Origin of the sequence: Vreelandella piezotolerans (assembly GCF_012427705.1) — a bacterium.
Classification (GTDB): Bacteria; Pseudomonadota; Gammaproteobacteria; order Pseudomonadales; family Halomonadaceae; genus Vreelandella; species Vreelandella piezotolerans.
Map to the genome: position 1 here is coordinate 2,953,739 of NZ_CP048602.1, position 21,292 is coordinate 2,975,030.

Below are 21,292 nucleotides of genomic sequence, written 5' to 3' on the forward strand. Positions count from 1 at the left end.
CAAAACGGTATGTGCGGCACGTCTTGGCCATGTCTCATCATGACGTTCTTAATCAGCGTTAACATCACTCATCACGCCTCGGCGCAAGAAGTACGCTTTACACCAGAGCGAATCATGACATGGCCAACGCGCAGCTTCGCTGGGGAAACGCGCTACCGCGTGGTGGAAAAATCCGGCCAGCGCGTGCTTCAAGCAGACGCCTTGGGGCAAGCCTCCGCTCGCTATCTTGAGCGAACCATCGACCTAAACGCCACACCGTATCTGCACTGGTGCTGGCAAGTTAGCACTACCTACCCGGGGCTTGACGAAACGACCAAAGCGGGCGACGACTACCCCGCAAGAGTATACGTTGCCCGAAAAACAGGCCTATTGCCCTGGCAAGTGGAATCCGTGAATTACGTTTGGGCGTCTGAGCAGCCGCAGGGAGCTCATTGGCCCAATGCGTTTACTGACCGCGCTCAGCTTCTGGCACTGCAAAGCGGCGAACACAATGTCGGCCAGTGGCAGGCGGAAGTACGCGACGTGCGCGCCGACTATCGCGCCCTGTTCGGCAGCGCGCCCGATGAGGTTCACGGCATCGCTTTAATGAGCGACGGCGATAACGCTGGCGGCAGCGCAATAGCTTGGTTCACCCACTTGGGGTTCTCCGCCGATGCCACCCCACCTACCTGCCCATACTAGTCAACATATGTTAAAACAGATACTGCACGCTACCCATGTGACATTTTGTATCACACTGATACAAAACAGTGTTTTCTATAAGAAACTGGTCTACTCTTAGCGGATTTATAATAACGTGATTGAGAGTCTGTCCCATGTTTAGCCCCTTCCCCTCTGATAACTTGCGCGACGCCCTGGCGCAACATACGGCCTGCATTTACTTCACTCCCGCAGGCATCATTCAAGATGCCAGCCCGCAGTTTCTGGAAACGGTGGGTTACTCCCTGGCAGAGATCAAAGGTCAGCATCACCGTCTTTTATGCTATCCAGAGGCTACTCAGAGCCCAGCCTATGCCACCTTTTGGGAAGCACTCGCCGCAGGAGAGCGTCAGCAAGGTCGTTTCCGGCGCACAATGCCCACGGTGAGGAAGTGTGGCTAGAGGCCACTTATGTACCTATTAAAAATCGTCGTGGCAAGGTCGTACAGGTGTTCAAAGTGGCCACTGATGTCACCGAAAAACACCAGCGTGCCGCCCGTGAACGCGCTATTTTACAGGCGCTGGATAGCTCCATGGCAGTCATCGAATTTACCCCAGACGGTTACATCTTGGATGCTAACCGTAACTTCGAGCAGGCCATGGGCTATTCGCTAGGTGACATTCGTGGCAAGCATCACCGTATGTTTTGTACGAAGGAGTTCTACCAGCAGCGCCCAGACCTCTGGAAACAGCTCGCCAACGGTGAGTTCAAGCAAGGCAAGTTCATGCGCTTGAACGCAAAGGGTCGCGTGGTATGGCTGGAAGCCACGTACAACCCCATCGTGGACGATGATGGCAAGGTGGTGAAGGTGGTGAAATTCGCCACGGACATTACCCGTGCCATGGAAGCATCCGAAGCCGCTCGCGCGACCGTGGGTAGCGCCCGCGTGTCGTCTCATCAGACCCAGCGCATTGCGCAAGAGGGACTCGAGCATCTGCGAAATGTCCTCTCTCACTTTCAGCATGCCAGCCACACGCTGGGAGACGCGCAGCGCCTGATTAGCGACCTAAACAAACAGGCAGAGCAAATCAACAAAACGGCCAACACGATTGCTCAAATTGCCAGCCAAACTAACTTGCTTTCCCTCAATGCTGCCGTGGAAGCCGCCCGTGCGGGTGAACAAGGGCGTGGTTTTGCTGTCGTGGCTAACGAGGTTCGCCAGCTCGCCCGAGGCTCAAGCGACGCCGTCAACGAGATCACCCGAGTGCTCAAAGAGAATAGCGCTCTGGTGCTGCGCACCACTGAGGCGATGCAACAGGTCGTGGAGCAGGGGCAAACCAGCCAGACCAGCGTGCAGGAGATCGAGGCGATCGTGAACGACATTCTTCAGGGGGCACAAAGCGTTTCTCACTCCATCGAACACCTGACGCTCGAACCTGCATGACGGTGACGCCCTATGAACACGAAAGCCCCGCCAGCTTGCGCTGACGGGGCTTTTAACACGTGCTATCGGCGTGCTTAACGCAGCTTGGTCTTGCGCAGGTAAGGCAGCACGGCATCAAACTCACCAAACTTCTGCTTGGCATCCTCGTCGGAGACACTGGGTGGAATGATGACATCCTGTCCGACCGTCCAATCCGCCGGGGTGGCGATGCCATGCTTCGCGGTGGTTTGCAACGCATCCAACGCCCGCAAAATCTCCGCAAAGTTACGGCCAACGGTCATCGGGTAGGTCATGGAAAGCTTGAGCTGCTTGTCCGGGCCGATGATGAAGACCGAACGCACCGTGGCGCTATCGGCGGGCGTGCGGCCATCAGGCAGGTAGGCATCTTCCGGCAGCATATCGAACAGCTTGGAGACCTTGAGACCTTCGTCGGCAATGATCGGGAAGCCGACGCTGCTGCCGCTCACGGTTTCGATGTCGCCCGCCCAGCGCTTGTGATCCTCTACACCATCGACGGACACACCGATGACCTTGGTGCCACGCTTTTCCCACTCGGCACTTAGCGTTGCGACGGCGCCGAACTCCGTAGTGCACACCGGCGTGAAATCTTTCGGATGTGAGAACAGAATCGCCCAGTTGTCGCCGATCCAATCGTGAAAATGGATCGGCCCGTGGCTCGTCTCTGCTTCGAAATCAGGCACGACTGCATTGATACGTAATGACATCGTTGCTCCTCGTTAAAATGAAGTGGTTCTCATACCATATATGACTTTCAACGCCTTCACTATAGAACGTTTAGTGCTAAAGCAATGAAATGATGGCAGCGTTCACTCGGCCGGTTTTACCTCTTTCTCTTCGCGTTTGATCCGCTTAACCCAGCGCTGTTTTGCATAATGGCGCAAGTTCGCCACGCTATCGGTCTCATCGACGATATCTTGACCCAGGATGGTTTCGATAATGTCCTCCAGGGTGATCAGACCCACGAAGGTACCGTGCTCATCGTAGACCACGCGCATATGAAGGTGATCTTTCAACATGGAGGTGAAGACCTGCTCCACATTATTGGAGACGTCGACGCTGCCGATGGGATGCATCAATTCACGCATCGTCTTGGTGTCATCGGCGTGGTACATATCCGATTTATGCACATAGCCAAACGCCTGCTCGCCGTTATCCATCACCGGAAAGCGTGTGAATGGCGCCTTTCCGTACTGCTCGTCGAACTCGCTGACGGTCATGTTGGGTGGCACGGTCTCACATACGGTGCGTGGCGTCATAGCCTTGTTCACCGTAATATCGTGCAGGTTGAGCATGTTGATGATGGTGCGTGATTCGTCAGCATCCAACACCTCCTCTTCGAGCCCCACCCGCGCCAATACTTTAATTTCGTCACGCAAATCCACGTCATGTTCAGATTTACCTAGACGGCGAGTAATCTGCTCTGACATCCAAATGAACGGTAGTAACCCTACGATCATTGGATTGAGGAGTTTTGGCAATACAGGGGCCAAACCACGCCAGTAGGTCGCACCAATCGTTTTGGGGATGATCTCTGAAAGGATCAGAATCAACATGGTCATGACCGCAGACACGATCGCAATGGAAGACTCGCCGAACACCACCGCCGCCTGGGCACCGACAGCCGTGGCACCGACGGTATGCGCAATCGTATTGAGCGTCAGAATCGCCGCCAGGGGCCTATCGATATTGGTTTTTAACTTGGTCAGCGCGGTATGTAGCTTTGGATTGTCTTCTTTTTGCTTGGCAATATAGCTCGGCGTAATCGACAGCAGCGCTGCCTCAAGGATGGAACACAGGAAGGAAAACGCGATTGAAAGGGTAGCAATCGTGATGAGGAGGAACATGGAAGCTCTTGGTAATGGGTGAAATAGCCTTATAGAGACTCAACAGTGGGCTGTCAATCACTAGCTTAGGCAATTCATTGCAGCACGGCTAGCCCACCTATGTAAAATGTGTCGATATGCTCGGCATATGCCATCTCACCCGATAAACCATCGTTTTGACCGAGAGAGGGAACCAGCGCAATGGGAAGTTCGAAAAAGTCTGCGACGGAAGCAATGAGCTTATCCAGTGCGTCGGTGTCGACGTCAAGAGACAACTTATAGTGACGAATGTGTTGCCAGCGCTTGTTGAGCATTACATTATATCCTGGTGGCATCGACCCAGTTGCCCACATCATAGGCTAGCTATACTTTATCTCGCGCCTGGGTTGCACTGTCAATTGGTAAAACGCCTCGTTTTCTAAGCACCGTACTTTTAGATACTTACTTCAAAAAATGATGATTTTTAGCATTGATGAAACACAAGGAGTGATGCGACCAGTGTGCAATTAGGCTAAAACCTAAAGAGCAATGAAATAGCAAAAGAACCAAGCGGACACTTTTTATTATATGCTTCATCAAATATTTAGCTGCGCTGATAGGCGTACTGCACATGCACAAGTACGTGCACCTTAGCGGCTCGCCAGCGTGCGTAATACATGTTCGACCTGCGCTTTCGCTTGCTGTTGATTGACACCACTTTTGAGTAGTAACCGCAGCCCTGACATAGAGAGCGTCAAGAAATACGCCAAGCTGCCTGCATCATGTCCCGGAGAGATAGCGCCTTCTTGCTGTGCTTGTTCAATCACCGTAACGAAGAAATCGGTGATGGCCTGAACACTTTGCTTGGCCGCCTGGGCCTCTGCGCTGTCACCGTTACCCAACTCAGTGGCCGAGTTGAATATCAAGCAGCCCAACGCCGCTTGCTCGCTCTCTGCCTGCTCGGCAGTGCGTGTCAGTAAATTGTCGATAAAGTGCCAAGCGCTCTCTTGTTGAGCGAGCAATGTCGCTAACTCTCCCAAAAGCTGATCCCGGTAACGTGTCAGCGCTTCGGTAAAAAGCGCTTCTTTACTGCCATAGGTATGATAGAGGCTACTGCGGGAAATGTTCATGGCACTCAGCAAATCGCGCAGCGATGTATGATGGTAGCCCGAACGCCAAAAGGATTGCATAGCAGCACTCAATGCGGCTTCTGGCTCATGCTGCATCGGTCTTCCAACACCCATGTATCTACCCCACTGCCTGTCTGACTCATTAGCGGCCTAATATACCATGGGCGGTCTCGTTTGCGATGGCCACGCTTTCCTCATACCCCAAATGCCCGCACGACATGTGCGGGCTATAAAAGGCTTAGTTGAGCAGCTCACGTACCTGCTTGATGCCTTCACGGGCAAGCTGTACCGGGCGGGAGTCGCTGATGGTCCAGGCGGCCATGGAGCCGTCGTACATGGCGATATTCTCAAATCCGGCCACTTCACTGAGCACAAACCAGTCGGTCGCCGCCCAATGCCCGGTATTGCAAAACGCGATGGTGTGCTCACGGCTATCGAGATCGGCTTCATTGATGCGTGATTGCAGACTTTCCACATCCAGGTAGTAAGCACCGTTTTGAACGTTTAAGTGGCTTTGGTGCGGTAGGCTTCGTGCCCCTGGTATCGTGCCTGCCACTCGTGCGGCGGGTGATTTATTCTCACCAGAAAAATAGTCAGAGGGTCGTGCGTCTACCAACTGTGCCTGCTCTTCTCGTGCTGCCTCTACCTCTTCCGTGCTGGCCACTAACTGCTCCCGTAACGACGCTTCGAAGCTGGTCGAGTCAACAGCACTTGGTTCACCGCTGGCAACGTCATAGCCCTGCTGCTGCCAGCCTGCAAAGCCACCGTTCAAAATTGCCACGTCATCGTGACCTAATACTTTCAAGGTCCAATAGATCCTGGCTGCACTGCCAAAGTCCGTCGGTCCCGTACCTGCTGGCACGATGACTACATCGCTATCGTTGCTGATGCCCAAACTACCGATCAATGCTTCCAGGTCATCGACCTCGGGCATTAGCCCCGCCACGCTGTCACGAGTTTCACGCCAGCCGTCATCGGTGTAGCTGGTGTAACGGCTGCCCGGTATGCGCGCTTCTCGAAAGCTATCTTCATCTCCGCCGTTATCGATGGAGGAACGAACGTCCAAAATCACCAGCGATGGCTCATCTTTGTGGGTATCTAACCACTGCGCATCCACAAGGGGCGCCATTTCCAACGCTTGCGCTTGGGCAACCACACTGAAGACACCAACGACACTGATAACGCTGCGTTTCATGGAGACAACTCCTCTGCCAGGAAGGAACGATTGGTACAATACTCTTATCATGCGCTATAAAGAGAGAAGCTGACAATAGAGTTTGGCTATATGGCACTCGCCAAGGGCCCAGGAAAATAATCTGCGTGACGTTGTAAGTATTTTGAACGTGGCCTCACTGAACATAAGCACAATGCAACAGGAGCACTGCTATGCCCCCTTCCACCCCACGCTCGTCTGAGTCAGCGCCAACCTTCTGGCTCAGCGGTAAGCGCCATGCCGAGCAGGATCATTTTTTCCGTCGCACCTTAGAAGCTCAGCAGTGGAAGGAAGGGGATGAATGCCACTGGCAGGCCGCTTGGGTAACCGGCATGCCGTTGAAGAGTGCTTTCCGGCACACCTCGCCCACGTGCAAAATGAACCATATTCCTGGTAATGCGGCACTCACCGTCAAGAGCCGCTTGCACGAAAGCCTGAGCGGCTTGCGCGAGCGCATGCGTCACGCCTTCGGGGATGACCATGAGACCGTGGCGCGGCTAGACTTTTTTCCGCGTGCCTATGAAATGCCTCACGACTACCCGGCCTTGATCGAAGATGCCTCGGCAAATCCGCATAAACACTGGATTTTAAAGCCCACCAACGCTTCCAAAGGGCAGGGTGTTCGTGTCCTCAAGGACCCCACCACCGCCCCTCTTACCCCCAACTGGCTGGTGCAAGAGTACGTCGCGAACCCGCATACCATTCGCGGGCACAAGTACGTGCTGCGTCTTTATATGTTGATCGCCAGTATCGATCCGCTGCGGGTGTACCTGTATGACCAGGGCTTTGCCAAGCTAGCCTCTGAGCCCTGGGATCCCGACGACATCGACAACCCCTTTAGTCAGTTAACCAACCCAGATATCAATGCCTTAAATATCGAGGCTGAGATCCCTGTCGAGTTTATTGATCTAGAACGCTACCGAGAGTGGTTACGCGATCAGGGACATGATGATGACGTGCTGTTCCACCAGCTGCGGGACCTTGCCACGCTCACGGCGCTCTCGGCAGCGGATACCATGCGGTTACGCACCCAAGAAGAAGGTGCAGACCCTATGGGCTGTTACGAGCTAATTGGCTTGGACTGCTTGGTGGATGATCAGCTGAAGCCGTGGATTTTGGAGTGTAATTTAAGCCCGTCGCTCGGTATCTGCGCGAAACCAGAGCATGGGGGTACCGTCGAAGAGGCGGTGAAAGGCGCCCTAGTGAGCGATATGCTCAGCCTTGTAGGGCTCTACCCACGGGTGACACCTCCCTATATAGACGCAGAAGCGCTGGCCGCTGAACGCAAGCGCTCAGGAGGATTTGTGCCTCTCTATCCTGCGGCCACCTTAGAGGCCACGCTGGGTTACTTACCGTTCATCGGACTCCCCAGCCTCGCCGATTACCAGCTGGCTTCACCTGAGCTTCAGCAAGCTATCGCGTTTCGTGCTCACGGAGTGAGTGAGCTGATTGAAGGCGACCAACTGGCGCTGTATCACCACCCAAGCGGCCTCTACTACCAGTTAAACGATAGCGCTGCCTTGATGTGGCTACTGGCTAGCGAGGGCGAGTCTATCGAGCAGATGATCGTGCACCTCATCGCCGCCAGCGGGGGGCAAATAGCAAAAGAGCAGTTGATGGCCGACCTATGGGCAACGTTAACCCCTTGGTACCAGCAAGGTCTCTTGACACTGCATACGGCTACTTCAGACGAGCCCAAGGTCTATTCAGAGCGCACAGCATCTACCGCGTGGCACACCACCTTTTATTTTGCAGGGCGGCAGTGGCTATTAACGGCCCCTAGCGGTGCTATCGCGGAGCATTTAGCGCGCGCCTTATCGCCATTGGCGAAAGGCATGCATGACGCCGCCTTACCCGCCGAGCCTTTACACCTGTTAGAAAGCGCCAACGGTTACTGCCTCACCAACCATAGCCGCGTCATCAGTGCTCGCCTTAAACGGCCCGATATTCTGGATGCCATCACCCGCTACTGCATGAAGACTGCGTCTCGTGCGGGCGAGTTAACGCTCGACATCGCGCTACTGGGCAATACCCAGCAGCAATTCGCCTGCGTGTTACCCGCCCAAATATCCCCAGGCGTACTCGATACACTGGCGCAAGTGGCCACGCAGCACGGCTTGAGCGTCACCCGTGGGGCACGACTGTCCCCACAGTCACCCGCGCGCCTTGTTCCACTGAATCTTCCGCTCAGTGATCACGATTGGACGCCTCTGCCTCATCAGCCCTTAGAGACACCTCCCGTCATCGTCCTCTCCGCGGATGCCGAAACGCTGCCCGAGCCGCTCACTTCTTTGTCTTTACTAGGCGCGCTGTTACCGACAGCGTATGAAACAGAACACCACCTCAGCGCCGAATCGCTTCATGCGCTGCACACGCTGTGTCAGCGCTCAGAGCAGGTATCGCTTAGCTTGGCTTCTCAGGGTCATGATCTGGACGCATGGCTGAGCCGCCACGTATTACAACCCACTTCCCATGCCGCTGTGTAGCGGTGGGTAAGAGGCGCCATTTGGCGCAATAATCGCGACCATAGGAGAACGACCATGTCTCAACATGAAGCAAAACGCCGGTTACTCAGCCGTTTGAGCCGTCAGTTTGGCTACACAGCTCCCGCCCTCGCGCTGGTAGCGAGCGGTCTGGCGTTTCAAGCCCACGCTGATGAGCCAACCGACAGCATGACGAACGTTCAGCAAGCGCCCATGATGCTAGCGGAAGGTGGTGCTGAAGGCGGCGGTGAAGGCGAAAAACCAGAAGGTGAAGGAGAAGCCGAAGGCGGTGCTGAAGCCGGTTAACACTGCGCTCACTGCTTAATCCGTTGTGCTGAGCTGGTGCTTCGACCAGCTCAGCTTATGAGGAGCCTTCGCTATGCCCGTGACATCGCTGCCCGTCTCAAAATGCCAATTTCCCTGCCAACCGTTGGTTGAAGAGAACACGCTCTCGCTCACACAGCTGCAGTCGCTCGTGGCCTCTCTTGCTAGCACGTCGTATAGCCAACTATTTGGCAGCCAGTCAGTGGGCAAACATGTTCGCCACATCATAGAGCACTACCAAACGCTGCTGGCGGGATATACTAACGCACCCCATGTGGATCAGATTGATTATGAGCAGCGCCTACGAGAAGAGGCACTTGAAGAGAGTCCTGCGGTAGCCGCTAATACGATTAACGCGCTACACAGCGCTCTTCACGCATTGAATGATAAGCCCGCGGATGCCCCCTTGATACTGAACTATCCCGTTGGCCATGAAGGCCATGCGTATCCGCTCGCCTCTAGTTTAGGAAGAGAGTTGGCGTTTCTTACCAGCCATACGGTGCACCACATGGCACTGATTCGCTTACTGTGCGACACCCTGAGTGTCACGGTACCCAAAGACTTTGGTGTTCACCCCTCCACGCTTCGCCATTGGCGGCAATGCGATCATTAAATAGAGTGTTACCAAGCTGTGATCGCGTACCGCCATGGCACCGACGTGCCATGGCGCTCTATCCAGTCTCCTTATCCGTAAACACAATGCGTTGCACTGGCCTGGCCGATCATTTGGTAAATATCCATGTCGGTGACCGGCTCAGCGTTTTCCTCTTCAGACACATAGAGCGAGGAAAGTAACCAAATCTGGTCGTCTGATTGCTCGAACCACTGGTTCACCTTGTCGGCATCTAATAAGGCCAGCTCGTCTTCCTCGATTAACGCCTGGGAAAGCAGCAGCGCCTTAAGCGTTTCCAAAGTGGCTTGTTCATCGTCAAGGGTGTTGAACACCTGCACCACTACATCACCGTCTTGGCCACTGCCTACCTTAATGGGTTCATCAATGATATTGACCTGCGTTCCCGTAGGCACGTTATCGAAAATTGAGCCAATGTCTTCCGGATACATCCGTATGCACCCTCGGCTGGCCCGCATGCCAATCCCGTCGGGCTGGTTGGTACCGTGGATTAAATACCCAGGTATATCCAACAAAATAGCGTGCTCACCCAGCGGATTATCTGGCCCGGGTGGCACCACAGCGGGTGCGGGCTCACCACGCGCCGCCGCCTCTTCACGCATGGAGCGCGGCGGGTACCAAGCAGGATTTTCAAGGCGCATGGTCGTTTGTGTGATACCCAGCGGCGTATCGTAGCCATCACGCCCGATCCCGATAGGATAGGTCTCAACCCTAGGGGCTTCCCCTTGAGACACATTTGGATAGTAATAGAGCCTTAATTCCGCCACGTTGATGACGATGCCCGTGCGTGGCACATTGGGCAGAATGTGTTGCCTGGGAATGGTGACAGCCGTTCCTTCCCCTGGCACCCACAGGCTTACATCGGGATTGGCCGCACGGATCTCTTCGTAGCCTACTTTGTGCGTCCGAGCGATATCAATCAGCGTATCTTCTTCATTGGCAAGCACTTGATAATATTGACCGATGACATCGCCACTGTCAGGCAGCGGATAGTGGTTATCGGGCACCGTCGTTTCCTCTGCGCTCACCCATATCGGCCATGTCAACACGCTCAGTAATGCGGCGTTACGTACCGCCGCGACACTCTGTTTCAACATCACTCGTTTTACCTTCTGACGCATAACAGCACTCATTGTGTTACCTCCTTAACATTGGCAGCAGGCTGATAACGTGACCACAGCATTAACCCCAGCCCCCCTACTATCATCGGTAGCGTAAGCGCATGACCCATGGTGACCCAGTCGAAAGCGATAAACCCAAGATGGGCATCGGGCATACGCACAAACTCCACCGCAAAGCGGAATACGCCATAGCCGAATAGGAATGCCCCGGATAGCAATCCCCTTTGACGAGGACGACGTGATAACCAGAAGAGCACAACAAATAGCACCACTCCTTCTAGCAGCATCTCGTATAGCGCAGAGGGATGGCGTGGCTCAGGCCCTAGCTGCGGGAAGATCAGCGCCCACGGCACATCCGTCACACGGCCCGGAAGCTCTTGATTAATAAAGTTGCCCAACCGCCCAGCGCCTAAGCCAATGGGCACAAGAAGAGCCACAAAGTCAGCGATATCGATAAACGCCATTCGCTTTTTGCGCGCAAAAAAGAGCGCTGCCGCGATCACGCCAACGAGGCCACCATGGAAGCTCATGCCTCCATCCCATACCTGCAATACCCACAGCGGGTCGCTTGACCACTGCTCCATGCCATAGAAAAGGGCGTATCCCAATCGGCCGCCAACAATCACGCCAACAGCGCCATAAAAAATCAGATCACTAATGTCATCTTTACTAAGGCCCAAGTAGTCGGCACGCCAACGCCCCAACCACCATGCAGATAAGAAACCCACCACATACATTAATCCGTACCAATGAATCACCAGTGGCCCAAGCGCCACGGCAACGGGGTCAATCGCCGGATAGTCCATTGCTTTCTCCGTTTTTCTAACAGGCATACCGTGATGTCACGGAGTATCTCCATGAACGCCAAGCGGTATGAAAAAGCGTTTAAGGTGCTAGAAAGACAAGAAAAAGCGGGGAGGTTTCTCTAATTGCTCAGGAAGGGATTGCGGGTAAGGCACCTTCATCAACCCTTGTGGGGAAGGTGTTAGCACAGGGCCTGACATCGCGCAGGCACTCGCAGGTGCAAAGGGAGAACAGGAGGCGTCGGTAGGCTCGGCGGCCTGCTCTAAGGCAGAGAGAGAAAGACAGTGGGCGTCAGCCACACTAGACACTGACACAGGCGCATCGACTAAGCAGCTGCCTTTAGCAAGGCTGCTCACACTGGCTCCTGACAGCATGACGATGACCACCATCATCATGGCAGCCAGTTGCTTAGCTAGTCCGTTACGCATTTTTCGCCATGTCAGCCAACCTTCGATGTCTAGCTACCAGTGTCTTTTAGCCATGCCCTCTTTACCCAAGCGAGCAAACGCGAGCAAACGCGAGCAAATATTCTTACCACAAAAAGAACAGTCAGTCAAAAAGGCGACTTTCAGCTCAAGTCTAAAGCCGCCCTGCATCTCTAAATCCTGCGGGTCTACCTATTACAGTGCCCATCTACCTCACCTGTGAAGCGTTGCTGTGCGTGCACCACATACGCCGCCAAGGCCGCTAGCTCCTCAGAATCCCAAGGGAGTGGGTCTGCTGCCATTGGCGCTACCATGCACAGTTGAACCATTTCGTCTGCATGAACAGTCTCCATGCCAAACATGTTGGTTCCCATTGCGACGGGATGGGGGAACGGCTGCTGAAAGCTCGTTTGAAAACCGGCATCGCCTTTTGCGCCGTGGCAGCTTGCACATGAAAGGCCATTGGTGCTCAGCGAAGCATCGTTAAACAGCGCTTCACCGCGCTCGATGAGCGATGCCGGGTTATTTCCACGCTCATCATACCGGGGCGTATAGCCGGATGGCCTTCTCACCAACGCTGCTTTAGGGTGCGAGGCTGCTTCTGCTCCACCTTCTGCTTCTCCCTCCGCTTCGGCTTCCCCTTCTGCCTCTGCCTCCGCTTCAGCACCCGCCTCGGGGCTTGCCTCCGGCGAGTGGTTGCTCGCTATCATGATGCCAGACCTGGAAGATGACACCTCCTCTGCCAGAACGGATTGTTGCTCCGTAAGTGTTTGGAACATAACGCCGCCTGCTACCAAGGCAATGGCAGGGGCAGAGTAGCAAAGCTGTTTACGCAGACGGTCAAGCAATTGGCTTCGTAGATCACGATCTAGGCGCATAGCGATCACCTGTCGATAGAATTGTTATTGGGGCATGCGCTTCTCTGTGATCGAACCATAAATATCCTTACACACGGCACGCAAAAAAGAGCATTGTCATTTTTGAACTGATTGTTCCATAATCTTACAGCATCCTGGCATGACGCCTTGCGTGATGCCTTCATCGATTTATTTATCGTACAGAAGGAGGTTGTAATGGCTGATTTTCCGCTTCACACCACGGAGAGTGCTCCTGAAGCTGCCCACGCTAACTTGCAGGCTGCCGAGAAAAAAATGGGCTTTTTGCCCAACATTTTTGCCAAGATGGCAGAAGCTCCTACCCTACTGGAAGCCTACCTAACGCTTGATGGCATCTACGCCAAAACAAGCTTGAGCCCCGTCGAGCAACAAGCGGCTTTGCTGGCCATCAGCGCGGATAACCAATGCTCTTTTTGCGTCGCAGCCCATACCGGCGGTATCAAAAAAGCAGGCGCGGATGATGAATTAATTAAAGACTTACGCTCTCGCAAGACCCCCAACGACGCGAAAATTGCGGCGGTGACCCGTTTTGCTCGTCATCTAAACGCACAACGCGGTTGGGCAGAACAAACAGAAATCGATGCCTTTTTAGAAGCGGGTTTTTCGCACCAGCAAATCTTAGAACTGGTCATTGCCTGTGCGTTAAAAACGCTGTCTAACTACACGAACCATGTCGCTGGAACACCACTTAACGAAGAGCTAAAGCCACTTGCTTGGAAAGCTGACACTTAAATCGATCTCTGTGGCCGCCACAGCGGCCGCTTCGATAACCGTTCTCTAGGGATACACCTGACGATGACGCTGTTACCTATGGATGATCACATCGCCGCCCTGCGACCAAAACTTATTTCCTTTGCACGGTTACAGCTACGAGATCACGCGGCAGCGGAAGACATTGTTCAAGATACGCTCATCACTGCGATTGAAAAACAAGACACCTTCAGCGGCCGATCTGCCTTTGAAACATGGGTGTTTGGGATTTTAAAAAACAAGCTTCTTGAACGAATACGATACGAACGCCGCTACATTTCATGGCAAGACGAAGAGTATAGCGACGAAGACTCCTTCGAGAACTTGTTCAAAGAAAATGGACGATGGCAAGCCGCCAGCAAACCTAAGTCCTGGGGTGAGCCTGATCAAATGTTAGAAAATGCGGCTTTCTGGCAATTGTTAGATACCTGTTTAATCGCCCTTCCTGGCAACACAGCCCGTGTTTTTACGATGCGCGAACTCATGGATCTCACCACGCAAGAAATTTGCCAAATACTTTCGCTGAGTGAAGCGAATTGCTGGGTCATCTTACATAGAGCAAGGCTCAAATTACGTGCTTGCATTGAAAAAGGCTGGTTAATAGAGAAATGAAGAAGACGTCAAAAAAGGCAAACAAGCCGCTAAAGAAAGGCATCAAATTCCGCAAGCTGATGCGCAAATCAGCCATCCTTCTCGCCTTCTTGGCGGTCCCCATTGCTTGGCTAATCGCTAACGAACAGTCGGCTCGACAAGAATCAGACTTGAGCATCCTGGGAAGTGGTCAGCCGGTGGCGGTACAAGTGCATGATCACAGCTGCCCACTGTGCCAACGTCTCAGAACGAATGCGGAGCAAGCGCTGAACGAAATGGAGAAGCCTCCAGCTTGGCGCATTGCAGATATCAACACAACCAGTGGTTCCGATTTTGCGCATAGATACGGAGTGGGCCACGTCACGATTCTTCTATTTGATGGGCAGGGAAATCGCCAGCAGACCATCGAAGGTGTTACTGCCTCACATGATTTACGCAGTGCTTTCGAGAAGCTTATGCAATCGAGCTACTAGAGCCAAACTTACTTATTTGATTAATTTCAATATTATTACCAGGGAGGGCTCCAAAAATGCAAAAAGTAAACTTAAACAAACACCTTCCCAATACACCCTAAAATAACTCAATGGAGGACCCAGGTATGATTATGTGCAAAGAAGCCACTCGGCTAATGTCACTGAGAATTGAGCAACCACTAACATTTCAACAAAAAACTCAGCTAGCAATTCATCTTTCAATGTGTGGAGCATGTCGTCGCTGTGACAAGCAGTTTCGTTTTCTACACGACTCATTCAATCGCCACCCCAGTCAACTTGGCGATACTAACAAAAAATAAAGTGAAAGCATCTAGCTATTAACAAGTGACTAGATGCTTACACTTTTAACGATATATTACCTATACAGCCCATCACCGACGTCATGCATCAAGTCGATAACGCTAGTATTGTCAAGCCTTCCTGTTAGCGTATTGAATATAGAAACTGCCTACACTCTCTAACGAAAACGCCCCCAATGAAGGGGGCGTTTGGCGTGTTAGATTAACGCCAGGGTTTTAAGCAAAGACCTCGGTCCATTCACTGCGCTTGGCCAGCAGGCCTTTGGCGAGTTCCTGAGCACCTTCCAAGCTGTGGCTGGCGGCCCAGCCGCACTGCATTTCGTTGCAAGCGGGCACCTCGGTGGCGGTAAGTACGTCGTTGAGGGTCTGCTCGATGATCGACAGCACGTCATTGTAATCATCGTGGTTGATCAGCGCGATGTAAAAGCCGGTCTGGCAGCCCATCGGGCTGATATCGACCACTTTATCCGTGTGATTGCGCGACATTTCCGCCATCAAATGCTCCAGGGAGTGCAGCGCAGGCATCTCCATGTGCTCTTTGTTAGGCTGGCAGATACGTAGATCGTATTTATGGATACGGTCGCCGTTCTGGCCCTCTTTGATATCGGCCAAACGTACGTAGGGGGCTTTTACCTTGGTGTGATCCAGGTTAAAGCTTTCGACGTTCATCTTTTTCTCGGTCATATGGGCTCCATCATCGTTCGGTTTTGGTCGCCTATTCTACACGTTGTGCCCTCATGACACCTTGGGCGCATCAAAATTCCACGGCTCATCGGTGTAGACGCACACGTTGGCGTCTTCGATATCGCCATCGGGCGACTCAACGTGCTGGGCGAAGAACTCTTGAATTTCTTTGCGCTGGCAGTGCGCCTCGAACTCTTCACGACTGGCCCAAATCTCGTGAAACACGATGGGATAGCTAGTGCCCTGGGCAAACGGGTTATCGATTTGGCGGGTCACCGTGTAGTGCAGGCAGGCATCTTCGCGATGCGTATTAGGCTCCAGGCTCTGCAGCGCTTTGAAGACGGCTTCCTCTTTACCGGCTTTGGGTTTGAAGCTTGCGATGCAGTAGATTTTTTTCGACATGTCGTCTTACCCGTGATAACGAAAGCTGCCCCCATTATGGGGTCGATAGCGATGGATACCAACCTATCGCATCATGCGTTCTGCCAACGTCTCCAACTCGGGCACCGTCATATCGGGTTCGATCCCCCAAGGGTCGAACGGTGCATCCGAATGGCGACGTACCCAGGCACTGCGCAAGCCCGCATGGGTGGCACCAATCACATCGAACGGGTTACTGGAGATGAGCCATGTGGTTTCCGGCCGCGTCTCTAACCGTGTGCGAAGATAGGCGTAAACGGCGGGGTCGGGCTTGAAGCGCTTAATGGCGTCGACACTCACCACGGCGTCCATGTGACTTTTCACCCCGGCGCGCGTCAACAGCTGATTGACGGCATCTTCGGTACCGTTCGAAAACGCCACACAGCGAATACCGGCATCGCGCAGTCGATCCAGCGCAGGCACCACATCGGGAAAAGCGGGCAGCTCAGCATAAACCGCCATCAAGTGGTCACGATCGTTATCCGACAGGCCGGTTTGCAGCGCGCGGTCGGTAAATACCAGCGCCTCGCGGGTACACTCGGCAAAGGGCACATAGGCGCCCATCAGCCCATGGCGAAAGCTGTACTCTAGCTGTTTTTCCCGCCAGCGCTTGGCGAACTCTCCCGCCTGCTGCGCATCTTGCAGGCGACGTTTCAGCTCGATCGTCACGCCTTGGGTATCAATCAGCGTGCCGTATACGTCAAAAGCGAGTACCGGTTGCATGACAGGCTCCTTTTCAAACATTGATGGCTTTATGACGTTAAGCGTAGCGGGCTGGCCGAAAACCTCCATTAGCATGACATCTCACTTGGCCGTGAAAAGAGACCTCGCCTTGCGGTGTTCGTTTCATTACTTGCCAACAGTAATGCAAACAATCATTATTATCATTCGCCAGAACAATGCTCTTTATGGTTCATGATGCCTGCTCCTCACCACCTCTTATTGATCGACGATGACCCTATCCTTGGTGAGCAGTTGATCACGCTGCTCAGCCAGCGTAACTACCGCGTTACTCACTGCCTGGATGCCGACAGCGGTTTTCGATGTGTACAGGAAAACGATATCCATCTGCTGCTACTGGACGTCCGACTGCCGGGCATGAGCGGCTTGGAGCTACTCGCAGTGCTGCGTGACAGGTTCTCCCTGCCCGTTTTAATGCTGAGCGCGTGCGGGGCCGAAGAAGAGCGCATCAAAGGGCTACAGCACGGCGCGGATGACTATTTGGCCAAGCCCTTCCACCCGCTCGAATTGGCGCTGCGTATCGACGCATTGCTGCGTCGCTCGGCCCCGCCACCCGCTGCCCAAGCACAGTGCTTGCAGGTGGATGACCTCTCCCTTGACGCCTCTCGCACAGAGCTCAAAGTGGCAGGGCAAGCCGTCGAGCTTACCCCGCTACAGTTTCGTTTACTGTGGCTGTTGGCCCATCACCGAGGCCAAACGCTGAGCAAGACGTATCTCTATCATCGCCTGTTTCAGCGGGAGTACAGCCCCTATGACCGTAGCCTGGATATACACGTCAGCCGCGTTCGTCGTAAGCTCAGCGGTGCCGGATTCGACGCGCTAAGGCTGCAAACTCAGCACGGCAAAGGGTACTGCTTGCAATGAGACAGCGATTGCTATGGAAGCTGTGCGGCATCGTGGCGACCGGCGGCATTGCGTTAGTGGTCTCGACGTCACTGCTCGAGAAATGGGCAGAGCGCCAAATGAGCGTGATTGCCCCGCATCACCAACACACCTTGGCAGGCTGGGGCGAGACTGCCGAAGCCCTTTACCGCGCGGGCGACGACGCCGCACTCGCCGACTGGCTAGACGCACTGCAAGCCCAGGAGAACACCTGGGCAGCGGTGGTTACCTCGAGCGTAACGCCAGTGGCTGGCGGCACGCTCTCCGAACAGTTTCAAGAGGGTTATCGGTTGGGCCGTGTAGATCCTGCCCTGCTCAAGCGCGTCGAAGTCACCACGGGGGCCGGTCGTGCCACTGATGGCCCCGGTGCCCTAGGCGGCAGCGTGCGCTTCGTCACTAAAGACCCCGATGATCTACTGCGTGATGGAGAGCGCTTGGGCGGGCTATTGTCGGCGGGAGCGGGCACCAACCCAGAAAGTTATCGCGTGAGCACCACCCTGTTTGGTCGCGTCAACGACCAGTGGAGCGCCATGGGCACTCTCGTCGAACGCGACCAGCAACGCTATGAAGACGGCAACGGCAGCGAACAGGCCGGCACCGAGGCCAATCAGCAGTTGGGCCAAGTGAAACTGCTAGGGGACTTCGGCACACAGCGTTTTACGCTCAGCCATGAGATTCGTCAGGACGAAGGCGAACGGGCCCAGCGGCCTCAATGGGTCGTTAGCGGCTTCAATCGCCTGTACTCGCTGGATGCCGAGCGCCAAACCAGTACGCTGAATTACCAACTGCGCCCGCAGGGGCAATCATGGCTCGACCTGGAAGCCACGCTGTACCACACCACAGCCGATGTGGAACAAAACGTCGCGGACCGCTGGGGACGTTATTTCGGCGAATCCGAGTCCACCGGGCTGACCCTTGCCAATACGAGCCGTCTGGGCAGCCACCGTATCGTTTACGGCATTGACTATCGTGATGACGAGGTCACCGCAGGTTACGAGGAAAACCCCACACAGGAACGCGAAAGCGGTGATATCGCCGGGATATTCGTACAAAACGACCTGCAGCTCACCGATGACGTTCGACTGGGAATCGGCGCCCGGTACGACCGTTATCGCCTCACCGATAATAGCGGCCTCTCTTACCGCGAGGACGACATAAGCCCCAATATCGACGCCGAGTGGATGGTCTCCGATCACGTCACGTTGAGCGCTGCCCATGCACGCGCATTCCGCGGCCCGAAAGCCCACGATGCGTTCAAGCTCGAAGGCGCCGCCAACGCCCCGGGCCTTCGCGGCGAACAGGCCCGTAATAGTGAAATCGCCGCGCGCTTCGAGCAGGGCCCTTGGCAACTCAGTGCGGAGCTGTACCGTTCGACCATCGATGACGTCATTGCCGACCCCCTGGGCCGCCCTACCCTGTATCAGAACGTCGGCGATCTTGAATCCAACGGTTATGTGCTCAGCGCGAATTACCAGTGGGCATCACTGTCCGCCGGGCTGAGCTTCCATCACAATGATATCGAGCTGAATGGCCAGCCGCTGACCGTTTATGAGTACAACGGTATTGGTAACACCATCGGCAATACCTGGACGGCAAACGTCGACTACCAAGTCAATCGCGCCTGGCAGGTGGGCTGGCGTGGCCAGTTCGTCGAGGGCATTAGCGCCTTGGAGACCTCGGTGGGCACCATTGGCAAACCGGGGTATGGCGTACACGATGCCTATGTCCGCTGGCTTCCCACCCAAAGCGAGGACTTAGCGGTCACGCTAACCGTCAACAACTTGCTGGATAAGCAGTATCTGGACCATGCCAGCAACGCAGACTTCGAGCACCTCCCAGGCTATGAGGGCATCGTAGGGCTGGCCGAGCCCGGGCGCGACGTTCGCCTGGGCGTCGACTACCGGTTTTAATCCCAGTGTTCACTACGTACTGAAACGACACTGCCCGCAGCAAGCGGGCAGTGTCGTTGGTCGAGTTATGCGTTCAGGCGTTAAATCGTGAAGGCGGCTTCCTGCTGGCCGGTTTTCAGGTCACCCGCACGCACCAGCTCATCGGTCACGCGGTCGATGGCGCGCTTGGCACGACCGATCATCTCGTCCACTTCGCCACGGTTGATGGTCAGCGGCGGCGCGAAGCCGAGAATGTCGCCCTGAGGCATGGCGCGGGCAATCAGGTTCTCTTCCAGCGCGGCAGCGGCGACACGCGGGCCCACTTTCAGCGCGGGGTCGAAGTGCAGGCGCTGTTTGGCATCCGGAGAGAATTCCAGCGCAGCCATCAGGCCAACACCGCGCACATCACCCAACAGCGGGTGGCCTTCAAACGTCGCTTTCAGCTGCTGCTGGAAGTAGCCGCCGGTTTCAGCCGCGTTGCCCACTAGGTTTTCGCGCTCGATGATATCCAGGTTCGCAAGACCTGCGGCACAGCCCAGGGCGTGGCCTGAGTAGGTCCAGCCGTGGCCGATGGGTCCAAATTCACCGGTGCCCTGCTCAAGCACTTTCCACACTTTATCGCCGACAATCACGCCAGACAGCGGCTGGTAGGCGCTGGTCAGGCCTTTGGCGATAGTGATCAGGTCAGGCTTCATATTGTAGTGGTGGCTACCGAAGTCGGAGCCGGTACGGCCAAAACCGCACACTACTTCGTCGGCAATGAGCAGCACGTCGTACTTATCCAGTACCGGCTGAATCGCTTCCCAGTAGCCTTCCGGCGGCGGCACGATACCGCCAGTGCCAAGTACCGGCTCGCCGATAAAGGCGGCAACGGTGTCCGGGCCCTCTTCCAGAATCATCGCTTCGAGCTTATCTGCGCAATAGGCAGAGAACTCCCGCTCGGTCATGCCGTGCTGCTCGGCGGCGCGCAGGTAGTAGTGCGGCGCTTCGGTATGGCGGATGGTATCGATGGGCAGGTCGAAGTGGTCGTGGAACGCCTTCAGGCCGGTCAGCGAACCAGACGCGATACCGGAGCCGTGGTAACCGCGCATACGCGAGATGACCTTTTTCTTCTGCGGGCGACCCAGTACGTTGTTGTAGTAACGCACGATTTTGAGCTGGGTTTCGTTGGCATCAGAACCCGACATGCCGTAGTAGACCTTGGACATGTTGAGGCCTGCGATTTTCAGCACGCGCTCGGAAAGCTCGATTTGCGGCTCGTTGGAGTGGCCTACATAAGTGTGGTAGTAGGAGAGTTCCAGCGCCTGCTTGTAGATAGCTTCAGCCACTTCAGTGCGACCATAGCCGATGTTCACACAGTAAAGACCCGCAAAACCGTCGATGAACTCGCGGCCATCTTTATCGACGATATTAATGCCTTTACCACCGGTAATAACACGGCCCGGTGCGTCGCCGTGGGCGAAGTCACGCAGGTGGGTAGAGGCGTGGAAGGTGACTTTACGGTCGCGTTCGATCAGATCCTGATGCAAGCTCATAACGTTCTCTCTGTACGATAAACCTCCCCACTGTTGGGAAGGGTGTTTTATCTTTGGTGACTGACTAGCTGTTG

The 21,292-nt window shown here is 54.8% G+C and carries 25 protein-coding genes; 12 read left to right on the plus strand and 13 right to left on the minus strand.

The window, feature by feature from the left end:
* The first annotated feature begins 39 nt into the window (after positions 1–39).
* The 3 genes from GYM47_RS13525 to GYM47_RS18485 all read left to right on the plus strand — a co-directional run bounded on the left by GYM47_RS13525 (position 40) and on the right by GYM47_RS18485 (position 2,083).
* Positions 40–681, plus strand: a complete 642-nt coding sequence (locus tag GYM47_RS13525) for a DUF3047 domain-containing protein (protein ID WP_231125556.1) — start codon at positions 40–42, stop codon at positions 679–681.
* Between the two features lie 134 nt (positions 682–815).
* Positions 816–1,100, plus strand: a complete 285-nt coding sequence (locus tag GYM47_RS18535; RefSeq protein WP_231125555.1) for a PAS domain-containing protein — start codon at positions 816–818, stop codon at positions 1,098–1,100.
* 56 nt (positions 1,101–1,156) lie between these two features.
* Positions 1,157–2,083: a methyl-accepting chemotaxis protein gene (locus tag GYM47_RS18485; protein WP_331250790.1), complete on the plus strand. Its 927-nt coding sequence runs from the start codon at positions 1,157–1,159 to the stop codon at positions 2,081–2,083.
* A gap of 74 nt (positions 2,084–2,157) precedes the next feature.
* Here GYM47_RS18485 and GYM47_RS13535 read toward each other — a convergent pair whose 3' ends face one another.
* From GYM47_RS13535 to GYM47_RS13555, 5 genes are all read right to left on the minus strand, one after another.
* Positions 2,158–2,808, minus strand: a complete 651-nt coding sequence (locus tag GYM47_RS13535; protein ID WP_153842578.1) for a peroxiredoxin — start codon at positions 2,806–2,808, stop codon at positions 2,158–2,160.
* A gap of 102 nt (positions 2,809–2,910) precedes the next feature.
* Entirely contained in the window at positions 2,911–3,948 is a 1,038-nt protein-coding gene (locus tag GYM47_RS13540) for a CNNM domain-containing protein (RefSeq protein ID WP_139526475.1), read from the minus strand.
* Between the two features lie 74 nt (positions 3,949–4,022).
* The gene (locus GYM47_RS13545) at positions 4,023–4,241 is read right to left on the minus strand and encodes a hypothetical protein (protein ID WP_153842577.1); all 219 of its coding nucleotides are present in this window, start codon (positions 4,239–4,241) and stop codon (positions 4,023–4,025) included.
* A gap of 315 nt (positions 4,242–4,556) precedes the next feature.
* Entirely contained in the window at positions 4,557–5,132 is a 576-nt protein-coding gene (locus tag GYM47_RS13550) for a TetR/AcrR family transcriptional regulator (RefSeq protein ID WP_168444469.1), read from the minus strand.
* Between the two features lie 142 nt (positions 5,133–5,274).
* Complete coding sequence (locus tag GYM47_RS13555; RefSeq protein WP_153842575.1) at positions 5,275–6,231, minus strand: sulfurtransferase; 957 nt, start codon at positions 6,229–6,231, stop codon at positions 5,275–5,277.
* A gap of 191 nt (positions 6,232–6,422) precedes the next feature.
* On the opposite strand from GYM47_RS13555, the gene GYM47_RS13560 reads away from it, so the two are divergent.
* From GYM47_RS13560 to GYM47_RS13570, 3 genes are all read left to right on the plus strand, one after another.
* On the plus strand, positions 6,423–8,735 hold the full coding sequence (locus GYM47_RS13560; protein ID WP_153842574.1) for an amylase: 2,313 nt from the start codon (positions 6,423–6,425) through the stop codon (positions 8,733–8,735).
* A 54-nt stretch (positions 8,736–8,789) separates the two neighbouring features.
* A complete protein-coding gene (locus tag GYM47_RS13565) occupies positions 8,790–9,038 on the plus strand; it encodes a hypothetical protein (RefSeq protein ID WP_038484122.1) in 249 nt (82 codons plus the stop codon).
* Positions 9,039–9,111: 73 nt separating this feature from the next.
* Positions 9,112–9,669 (plus strand): DinB family protein, encoded by a 558-nt coding sequence (locus GYM47_RS13570; RefSeq protein WP_153842573.1) that lies wholly within the window; start codon positions 9,112–9,114, stop codon positions 9,667–9,669.
* Positions 9,670–9,740: 71 nt separating this feature from the next.
* Here the strand turns inward: GYM47_RS13570 and GYM47_RS13575 are convergent, their stop codons facing one another.
* The 4 genes from GYM47_RS13575 to GYM47_RS18300 form a co-directional block, all read right to left on the minus strand.
* Positions 9,741–10,820: a L,D-transpeptidase family protein gene (locus GYM47_RS13575; protein ID WP_153842572.1), complete on the minus strand. Its 1,080-nt coding sequence runs from the start codon at positions 10,818–10,820 to the stop codon at positions 9,741–9,743.
* The gene (lgt, locus tag GYM47_RS13580; protein ID WP_153842571.1) at positions 10,817–11,614 is read right to left on the minus strand and encodes a prolipoprotein diacylglyceryl transferase; all 798 of its coding nucleotides are present in this window, start codon (positions 11,612–11,614) and stop codon (positions 10,817–10,819) included. The genes GYM47_RS13575 and lgt overlap by 4 nt, the downstream gene beginning before the upstream one ends.
* Positions 11,615–11,701: 87 nt before the next feature.
* Complete coding sequence (locus tag GYM47_RS13585; RefSeq protein ID WP_153842570.1) at positions 11,702–12,040, minus strand: hypothetical protein; 339 nt, start codon at positions 12,038–12,040, stop codon at positions 11,702–11,704.
* Between the two features lie 185 nt (positions 12,041–12,225).
* The gene (locus GYM47_RS18300; RefSeq protein WP_196781558.1) at positions 12,226–12,915 is read right to left on the minus strand and encodes a c-type cytochrome; all 690 of its coding nucleotides are present in this window, start codon (positions 12,913–12,915) and stop codon (positions 12,226–12,228) included.
* 195 nt (positions 12,916–13,110) lie between these two features.
* Between GYM47_RS18300 and GYM47_RS13595 the strand changes: the two genes are divergently transcribed.
* The 4 genes from GYM47_RS13595 (at position 13,111) to GYM47_RS13610 (ending at position 15,067) form a co-directional block, all read left to right on the plus strand.
* Positions 13,111–13,665 (plus strand): carboxymuconolactone decarboxylase family protein, encoded by a 555-nt coding sequence (locus tag GYM47_RS13595; protein WP_153842569.1) that lies wholly within the window; start codon positions 13,111–13,113, stop codon positions 13,663–13,665.
* A 63-nt stretch (positions 13,666–13,728) separates the two neighbouring features.
* Positions 13,729–14,295 (plus strand): sigma-70 family RNA polymerase sigma factor, encoded by a 567-nt coding sequence (locus GYM47_RS13600; RefSeq protein WP_153842568.1) that lies wholly within the window; start codon positions 13,729–13,731, stop codon positions 14,293–14,295.
* Positions 14,292–14,747, plus strand: coding sequence for a thioredoxin domain-containing protein (locus GYM47_RS13605; RefSeq protein WP_153842567.1), 456 nt, complete (start codon positions 14,292–14,294; stop codon positions 14,745–14,747). Before GYM47_RS13600 ends, GYM47_RS13605 begins: the two co-directional genes overlap by 4 nt.
* 131 nt (positions 14,748–14,878) lie before the next feature.
* Positions 14,879–15,067 (plus strand): zf-HC2 domain-containing protein, encoded by a 189-nt coding sequence (locus GYM47_RS13610; protein WP_269202166.1) that lies wholly within the window; start codon positions 14,879–14,881, stop codon positions 15,065–15,067.
* Between the two features lie 216 nt (positions 15,068–15,283).
* Here GYM47_RS13610 and GYM47_RS13615 read toward each other — a convergent pair whose 3' ends face one another.
* The 3 genes from GYM47_RS13615 to GYM47_RS13625 form a co-directional block, all read right to left on the minus strand.
* A complete protein-coding gene (locus GYM47_RS13615; protein ID WP_153842565.1) occupies positions 15,284–15,751 on the minus strand; it encodes an S-ribosylhomocysteine lyase in 468 nt (155 codons plus the stop codon).
* Between the two features lie 51 nt (positions 15,752–15,802).
* Positions 15,803–16,153, minus strand: coding sequence for a putative quinol monooxygenase (locus GYM47_RS13620; RefSeq protein WP_139526471.1), 351 nt, complete (start codon positions 16,151–16,153; stop codon positions 15,803–15,805).
* Between the two features lie 63 nt (positions 16,154–16,216).
* Positions 16,217–16,894 carry a haloacid dehalogenase type II gene (locus GYM47_RS13625; protein ID WP_153842564.1) on the minus strand — a complete coding sequence of 226 codons (678 nt, stop codon included), beginning with the start codon at positions 16,892–16,894 and terminating at the stop codon, positions 16,217–16,219.
* 192 nt (positions 16,895–17,086) lie between these two features.
* On the opposite strand from GYM47_RS13625, the gene GYM47_RS13630 reads away from it, so the two are divergent.
* On the plus strand, positions 17,087–17,776 hold the full coding sequence (locus tag GYM47_RS13630) for a response regulator transcription factor (RefSeq protein ID WP_153842563.1): 690 nt from the start codon (positions 17,087–17,089) through the stop codon (positions 17,774–17,776).
* A complete protein-coding gene (locus tag GYM47_RS13635; RefSeq protein ID WP_153842562.1) occupies positions 17,773–19,704 on the plus strand; it encodes a TonB-dependent receptor domain-containing protein in 1,932 nt (643 codons plus the stop codon). The genes GYM47_RS13630 and GYM47_RS13635 overlap by 4 nt, the downstream gene beginning before the upstream one ends.
* An 80-nt stretch (positions 19,705–19,784) precedes the next feature.
* Here GYM47_RS13635 and GYM47_RS13640 read toward each other — a convergent pair whose 3' ends face one another.
* Complete coding sequence (locus tag GYM47_RS13640; RefSeq protein WP_153842561.1) at positions 19,785–21,218, minus strand: aspartate aminotransferase family protein; 1,434 nt, start codon at positions 21,216–21,218, stop codon at positions 19,785–19,787.
* Between the last annotated feature and the right edge of the window lie 74 nt (positions 21,219–21,292).

Bases quoted from the DNA above. Each gene is read 5' to 3' on its own strand.
- GYM47_RS13555 (WP_153842575.1), bottom strand. From the start codon at position 6,231: ATGAAACGCAGCGTTATCAGTGTCGTTGGTGTCTTCAGTGTGGTTGCC.
- GYM47_RS13585 (WP_153842570.1), bottom strand. From the start codon at position 12,040: ATGCGTAACGGACTAGCTAAGCAACTGGCTGCCATGATGATGGTGGTC.
- GYM47_RS13640 (WP_153842561.1), bottom strand. From the start codon at position 21,218: ATGAGCTTGCATCAGGATCTGATCGAACGCGACCGTAAAGTCACCTTC.
- lgt (WP_153842571.1), bottom strand. From the start codon at position 11,614: ATGGACTATCCGGCGATTGACCCCGTTGCCGTGGCGCTTGGGCCACTG.
- GYM47_RS18535 (WP_231125555.1), top strand. From the start codon at position 816: ATGTTTAGCCCCTTCCCCTCTGATAACTTGCGCGACGCCCTGGCGCAA.
- GYM47_RS13635 (WP_153842562.1), top strand. From the start codon at position 17,773: ATGAGACAGCGATTGCTATGGAAGCTGTGCGGCATCGTGGCGACCGGC.
- GYM47_RS13625 (WP_153842564.1), bottom strand. From the start codon at position 16,894: ATGCAACCGGTACTCGCTTTTGACGTATACGGCACGCTGATTGATACC.
- GYM47_RS13600 (WP_153842568.1), top strand. From the start codon at position 13,729: ATGACGCTGTTACCTATGGATGATCACATCGCCGCCCTGCGACCAAAA.
- GYM47_RS13560 (WP_153842574.1), top strand. From the start codon at position 6,423: ATGCCCCCTTCCACCCCACGCTCGTCTGAGTCAGCGCCAACCTTCTGG.
- GYM47_RS13550 (WP_168444469.1), bottom strand. From the start codon at position 5,132: ATGCAGCATGAGCCAGAAGCCGCATTGAGTGCTGCTATGCAATCCTTT.
- GYM47_RS13540 (WP_139526475.1), bottom strand. From the start codon at position 3,948: ATGTTCCTCCTCATCACGATTGCTACCCTTTCAATCGCGTTTTCCTTC.
- GYM47_RS13620 (WP_139526471.1), bottom strand. From the start codon at position 16,153: ATGTCGAAAAAAATCTACTGCATCGCAAGCTTCAAACCCAAAGCCGGT.
- GYM47_RS13525 (WP_231125556.1), top strand. From the start codon at position 40: ATGACGTTCTTAATCAGCGTTAACATCACTCATCACGCCTCGGCGCAA.
- GYM47_RS13570 (WP_153842573.1), top strand. From the start codon at position 9,112: ATGCCCGTGACATCGCTGCCCGTCTCAAAATGCCAATTTCCCTGCCAA.
- GYM47_RS18300 (WP_196781558.1), bottom strand. From the start codon at position 12,915: ATGCGCCTAGATCGTGATCTACGAAGCCAATTGCTTGACCGTCTGCGT.
- GYM47_RS13605 (WP_153842567.1), top strand. From the start codon at position 14,292: ATGAAGAAGACGTCAAAAAAGGCAAACAAGCCGCTAAAGAAAGGCATC.
- GYM47_RS13545 (WP_153842577.1), bottom strand. From the start codon at position 4,241: ATGCTCAACAAGCGCTGGCAACACATTCGTCACTATAAGTTGTCTCTT.
- GYM47_RS13535 (WP_153842578.1), bottom strand. From the start codon at position 2,808: ATGTCATTACGTATCAATGCAGTCGTGCCTGATTTCGAAGCAGAGACG.
- GYM47_RS13575 (WP_153842572.1), bottom strand. From the start codon at position 10,820: ATGAGTGCTGTTATGCGTCAGAAGGTAAAACGAGTGATGTTGAAACAG.
- GYM47_RS13615 (WP_153842565.1), bottom strand. From the start codon at position 15,751: ATGACCGAGAAAAAGATGAACGTCGAAAGCTTTAACCTGGATCACACC.
- GYM47_RS13595 (WP_153842569.1), top strand. From the start codon at position 13,111: ATGGCTGATTTTCCGCTTCACACCACGGAGAGTGCTCCTGAAGCTGCC.
- GYM47_RS13565 (WP_038484122.1), top strand. From the start codon at position 8,790: ATGTCTCAACATGAAGCAAAACGCCGGTTACTCAGCCGTTTGAGCCGT.
- GYM47_RS13630 (WP_153842563.1), top strand. From the start codon at position 17,087: ATGATGCCTGCTCCTCACCACCTCTTATTGATCGACGATGACCCTATC.
- GYM47_RS13610 (WP_269202166.1), top strand. From the start codon at position 14,879: ATGTGCAAAGAAGCCACTCGGCTAATGTCACTGAGAATTGAGCAACCA.